This window comes from Streptococcus loxodontisalivarius (genome assembly GCF_016908645.1).
Taxonomy (GTDB): Bacteria; Bacillota; Bacilli; order Lactobacillales; family Streptococcaceae; genus Streptococcus; species Streptococcus loxodontisalivarius.
In genome coordinates this window covers 1-4,644 of record NZ_JAFBEH010000079.1, presented here as the reverse complement: position 1 = coordinate 4,644, position 4,644 = coordinate 1, and the positions used below count along the sequence as shown (strand labels likewise).

The following is a 4,644-nucleotide window of genomic DNA, read 5'->3' as shown; positions in this document are numbered from 1 at the left end:
TGGAAGTCGCTTAGCAATGGGAGTTTAGCTCAGCTGGGAGAGCATCTGCCTTACAAGCAGAGGGTCAGCGGTTCGATCCCGTTAACTCCCATATAGGTCCCGTAGTGTAGCGGTTATCACGTCGCCCTGTCACGGCGAAGATCGCGGGTTCGATTCCCGTCGGGACCGTCAATCGAAGAGATTGTATGACTCGTTAGCTCAGTTGGTAGAGCAATTGACTTTTAATCAATGGGTCACTGGTTCGAGCCCAGTACGGGTCATTATAGCGGGTTTGGCGGAATTGGCAGACGCACCAGATTTAGGATCTGGCGCTTAACGGCGTGGGGGTTCAAGTCCCTTAACCCGCATATAGAGATTAGCCGGCTTAGCTCAGTTGGTAGAGCATCTGATTTGTAATCAGAGGGTCGCGTGTTCAAGTCATGTAGCCGGCATTAACTAAATAAGTTGCGAACGTAGTTCAGTGGTAGAACACCACCTTGCCAAGGTGGGGGTCGCGGGTTCGAATCCCGTCGTTCGCTTTGGTGAGGCCGGGGTGGCGGAACTGGCAGACGCACAGGACTTAAAATCCTGCGAAGGTTTACTTCGTACCGGTTCGATTCCGGTCCTCGGCATAAAATTTAATAATGAGCACCCTTAGCTCAACTGGATAGAGTACCTGACTACGAATCAGGCGGTTAGAGGTTCGACTCCTCTAGGGTGCATTATTTCGGGAAGTAGCTCAGCTTGGTAGAGTACTTGGTTTGGGACCAAGGGGTCGCAGGTTCGAATCCTGTCTTCCCGATAATATGGCGGTGTAGCTCAGCTGGCTAGAGCGTCCGGTTCATACCCGGGAGGTCGGGGGTTCGATCCCCTTCGCCGCTATTTTAGTATATGGATGACTTTGGACCTTTAGCTCAACTGGTTAGAGCACTCGGCTCATAACCGAGCGGTCGTAGGTTCGAGTCCTACAAGGTCCATATATGACTTATATTGGAGGATTACCCAAGTCTGGCTGAAGGGAACGGTCTTGAAAACCGTCAGGCGTGTAAAAGCGTGCGTGGGTTCGAATCCCACATCCTCCTTATATTGTTAACGCGGGATGGAGCAGCTAGGTAGCTCGTCGGGCTCATAACCCGAAGGTCGTAGGTTCAAATCCTGCTCCCGCAATAGATTTTGGCTCGGTAGCTCAGTTGGTAGAGCAATGGATTGAAGCTCCATGTGTCGGCGGTTCGATTCCGTCTCGCGCCATATAAGCGGGTGTAGTTTAGTGGTAAAACTACAGCCTTCCAAGCTGTTGTCGCGAGTTCGATTCTCGTCACCCGCTTCATATTTTATATGAAACCAAGCATTAGCTTGGGCGCGTAGCTCAGGTGGTTAGAGCGCACGCCTGATAAGCGTGAGGTCGGTGGTTCGAGTCCACTCGTGCCCATAATAGGTTGGAGAATTACTCAAGAGGCTGAAGAGGACGGTTTGCTAAATCGTTAGGTCGGGTAACTGGCGCAAGGGTTCGAATCCCTTATTCTCCGTCGTTTAAGTGAGATTATCGTTTGATATCTCACTTTTTATTTTACTTTTGATAAGGGTTTTATGATGCAGAAGAATTTCTTTTCAAGAACAATTGTTCTCTTTATGTCAGCATTGGCTGTTTTTTTATTAGTTTTTACTATTCTTGTTAATAGTACAGGAGTTTTTACTAGCCTATCCTCTCCAGTTGTTTCTGTTTTTAGTAAGGTTGATTCTGTTATTTCTAAACCATTTTCATTCTTACTTGACTTGAATGGGAATATTAGCTCACTGTTTTCAACTTTTAGTGAGAATCAGTCCCTGAAAAGTGAGAACGCTTCTTTGAAAGAAGGAAATGTTGAAACGTCTGATTTGGAGAGTAAGGTTGAGGAGTTGGAAGGTCTTTTAAACTTAGATTCTTCTCTTTCTGCTAATGTTAAGGCAAGTGCAGAGGTTGTTTCTAGAACTCCGGTATCTTGGCTTGAGAAAGTAACTGTTAATAAGGGTTCTAAAGCTGGAATTGAGGAAGGGATGCTTGCACTTTCTTCCAGTGGTTTGGTTGGCTATGTGTCAGATGTGACTAGTAACTCTAGTACCGTTGAACTTTTGACTAACTCTTCAAATAACAATAGTATCTCAATGAAGATCTCAACTGGATCAGGTGATGTTTATGGGATTTTGACTGGTTACGATAGTGAGACAAAGAGTTTTGTTATTAGTCAACTTAATAACTCTACAACGATTAGTGTGGGTGACTCTGTAGTGACGAGTGGATTAGATGGTTCAAGCATCTCTGGGGTTTCACTCGGGTCGGTTTCTAAGGTTGAGGTTGCCTCAGATAGTCTTAAGACTAAGGTTTATGTTTCTAGTGATGTCGACTTTGACGATTTTTCATATGTAACTATAGTAGGTGATTAGTGTGAAATATGTAAAAGATTTTCTGCTTGTTTTAGTTTTTGCTCTATTTCTACTTCTCTTTGATGGTCAATTTGGTCAGTTTCTAACTCAGCTTTCTGGTCGAGATTTTATTTTTGTCAGTCATTTTTTACTCTATTATTTGATTTATCTTTATGCTAGAGGGACTGATTCAAATATTATTACTGCTAGCTTTATTATTGTTTTTTTGATAGCAGATCTTTACTATCTTAATTTTATTGGGATCTACTTATTGGCTTTGCTATTTTCTCTTAGTCTCCTTCACTTAGTGAAGAAAGATTATTTAAAGCATTCATTTTATGCAGGTTTGACATTTTTCCTAGTGTGTTTCTTCTTTGATTTTGTCTCATATGGGTTGGCGCTCTTGTTTGGATTGTCTCGTTTGTCACTTTTCACTTTTGTGACTTATAGTCTTGCACCATCATTATTATTGAATGTTGTCATTTATTTAGTGCTCCTATTTGTCCCTAAAACTGCTAAAAAGTAGACATTTTATTAAATACAAATGTAATATTCGCGTAACATTAGTTGCGCGTTTTTTTGGTAAAATATAAAATGTCTTATCGAAAAGGAGTAGTTAATTATAATGAAAAAAAGAATTTTATCAGCAGTTCTTGTCAGTGGTGTAACACTGGGTACTGCTGCTACAACAGTAAATGCAGATGACTATGATAGTCAGATTGCAGCAGCTGATAGTGTCATTTCTAATTTGACAGATCAACAGACAGCTGCTCAAGAACAAGTTTCTACAATTCAATCACAAGTTAGTGCTCTTCAATCTCAACAAGATGAACTTCAAGCACAAAATACTCAACTTGAAGCTGAATCAGCAGCTTTGTCAGCTGAGATTCAAGCACTTTCAGAAAAAATCGTTGCTCGTAACGAATCATTGAAAAAACAAGCTCGTAGTGCTCAAAAATCAAACTCAGCTACTAGCTATATCAATACAATCATTAATTCTAAATCAGTTTCTGAAGCCATCAGCCGTATCGTAGCTATTCGTGAAGTGGTTTCAGCAAGTGAAGATATGCTTGCTGAGCAAGAAGCTGATAAGAATACTCTTGCTGAGAAACAAGCAGCTAACCAAGAAGCTATTAATACAATTGCAGCTAACCAAGAAGCAATTGCAGCTAACCAAGCTTCATTGGCAACACAACAAGCAGAACTTGAAGCAGCTCAATTGACACTTCAAGCAGAACTTGCAACTGCACAAGATGAGAAAACGTCACTTGTTGCAGCTAAATCTACTGCAGAGTCAGTTGCAGCTAGCGTTGCAGCTTCAGAATCAGTAGCGGCAAGCCAAGCAGCTTCAGAATCACAAGCACAGGCAGAAGCAGCGGCATCTGCAGCAGCAGTTGCCTCAGAGGCAGCAGTGGTTGCAGCGTCAGAAGCAGCGGCAGCATCAGAAGCAGCGGCTTCATCAGAGGCAGCAGCAGTTGCAGCCTCAGAGGCTGTAGCAGCAAGTCAAGCAGCAGAAGTTCAAGCTACTGCTGAAGCTTCACAAGCGGCTGCTGTAGCAGCGTCAGAAGCAGCGGCTAAATCAGAAGCAGCAGTTGCAGCAGCAAGCCAAGCAGCGGTTGTTAGTGAGGCTGCTGTACAGCAAGCAGCTACTTCAACAGCGGCTGTTACTCAAACTGCTACTGTATCAGAGACAGCAGCAGCGACATCTACTGCAACTTCAACAGCGGCTTCTACTACAACGACTACAAGTTCAACTTCATCAACTAAGACAGTTTCTGATTCAACAAACACATATCCTGTTGGTCAATGTACTTGGGGAGTTAAATCACTTGCTCCTTGGGTTGGTAACAACTGGGGTAATGCTAAAGACTGGATTGCAAGTGCGCAAGCAGCTGGTTATTCAGTTGGTACAACTCCAACAGTTGGTTCTGTAGCCGTTTGGCCTTATGATGGTGGTGGATATGGTCACGTTGCTCTTGTAACATCAGTGACAAGCTCAACTGCTATCCAAGTTATGGAAGCTAACTATGCTGGTAACCAAAGTATTGGTAACTACCGTGGAACATTCAACCCTACTGATTCAACATGGGGCGGCGGTACAGTTTACTATATTTACCCCTAATTATAACTAAGGGTCAGGTCTTCCTGGCTCTTTTTGCTGTTCTAAATGTGGCTCTTTGTCAACTGTAGTGGGTTGACTAAATAATTAAGCACGAGAGAGAATCAAATTGGTTCTCTCTTTTGTTGCGTTCAAAGCGAGAAGAA

General features: G+C 43.1%; 3 protein-coding genes and 17 tRNA genes. All 20 read left to right on the top strand.

Annotated elements, in window-relative coordinates:
* Positions 1-18: 18 nt before the first annotated feature.
* The 20 genes from JOC28_RS10440 to JOC28_RS10345 all read left to right on the top strand — a co-directional run bounded on the left by JOC28_RS10440 (position 19) and on the right by JOC28_RS10345 (position 4,501).
* Positions 19-91, top strand: a tRNA-Val gene (locus JOC28_RS10440).
* Positions 92-95: 4 nt separating this feature from the next.
* Positions 96-168 (top strand) — tRNA-Asp (locus JOC28_RS10435).
* A 19-nt stretch (positions 169-187) separates the two neighbouring features.
* Positions 188-260, top strand: a tRNA-Lys gene (locus tag JOC28_RS10430).
* 5 nt (positions 261-265) lie between these two features.
* Positions 266-347, top strand: a tRNA-Leu gene (locus JOC28_RS10425).
* Between the two features lie 11 nt (positions 348-358).
* Positions 359-431 (top strand) — tRNA-Thr (locus JOC28_RS10420).
* A 15-nt stretch (positions 432-446) separates the two neighbouring features.
* Positions 447-518 (top strand) — tRNA-Gly (locus tag JOC28_RS10415).
* An 8-nt stretch (positions 519-526) separates the two neighbouring features.
* A tRNA-Leu gene (locus tag JOC28_RS10410) sits at positions 527-611 on the top strand.
* Between the two features lie 16 nt (positions 612-627).
* Positions 628-701 (top strand) — tRNA-Arg (locus JOC28_RS10405).
* 6 nt (positions 702-707) lie between these two features.
* Positions 708-781, top strand: a tRNA-Pro gene (locus JOC28_RS10400).
* Positions 782-787: 6 nt separating this feature from the next.
* Positions 788-861 (top strand) — tRNA-Met (locus tag JOC28_RS10395).
* A 21-nt stretch (positions 862-882) separates the two neighbouring features.
* Positions 883-956 (top strand) — tRNA-Ile (locus JOC28_RS10390).
* A 15-nt stretch (positions 957-971) separates the two neighbouring features.
* Positions 972-1,061 (top strand) — tRNA-Ser (locus JOC28_RS10385).
* An 11-nt stretch (positions 1,062-1,072) separates the two neighbouring features.
* Positions 1,073-1,146, top strand: a tRNA-Met gene (locus JOC28_RS10380).
* A gap of 8 nt (positions 1,147-1,154) precedes the next feature.
* A tRNA-Phe gene (locus JOC28_RS10375) sits at positions 1,155-1,227 on the top strand.
* A 5-nt stretch (positions 1,228-1,232) separates the two neighbouring features.
* Positions 1,233-1,303, top strand: a tRNA-Gly gene (locus JOC28_RS10370).
* Between the two features lie 31 nt (positions 1,304-1,334).
* Positions 1,335-1,408 (top strand) — tRNA-Ile (locus tag JOC28_RS10365).
* Positions 1,409-1,417: 9 nt separating this feature from the next.
* A tRNA-Ser gene (locus tag JOC28_RS10360) sits at positions 1,418-1,505 on the top strand.
* Positions 1,506-1,566: 61 nt separating this feature from the next.
* Positions 1,567-2,400 (top strand): rod shape-determining protein MreC, encoded by an 834-nt coding sequence (gene mreC / locus JOC28_RS10355; protein ID WP_205010608.1) that lies wholly within the window; start codon positions 1,567-1,569, stop codon positions 2,398-2,400.
* A gap of 1 nt (position 2,401) precedes the next feature.
* Complete coding sequence (mreD, locus tag JOC28_RS10350; RefSeq protein ID WP_205010607.1) at positions 2,402-2,905, top strand: rod shape-determining protein MreD; 504 nt, start codon at positions 2,402-2,404, stop codon at positions 2,903-2,905.
* A 99-nt stretch (positions 2,906-3,004) separates the two neighbouring features.
* Positions 3,005-4,501, top strand: coding sequence for a PcsB-like coiled-coil domain-containing protein (locus tag JOC28_RS10345; RefSeq protein WP_205010606.1), 1,497 nt, complete (start codon positions 3,005-3,007; stop codon positions 4,499-4,501).
* Positions 4,502-4,644 lie beyond the last annotated feature (143 nt).

Bases quoted from the DNA above. Each gene is read 5' to 3' on its own strand.
- JOC28_RS10345 (WP_205010606.1), top strand. From the start codon at position 3,005: ATGAAAAAAAGAATTTTATCAGCAGTTCTTGTCAGTGGTGTAACACTG.
- mreC (WP_205010608.1), top strand. From the start codon at position 1,567: ATGATGCAGAAGAATTTCTTTTCAAGAACAATTGTTCTCTTTATGTCA.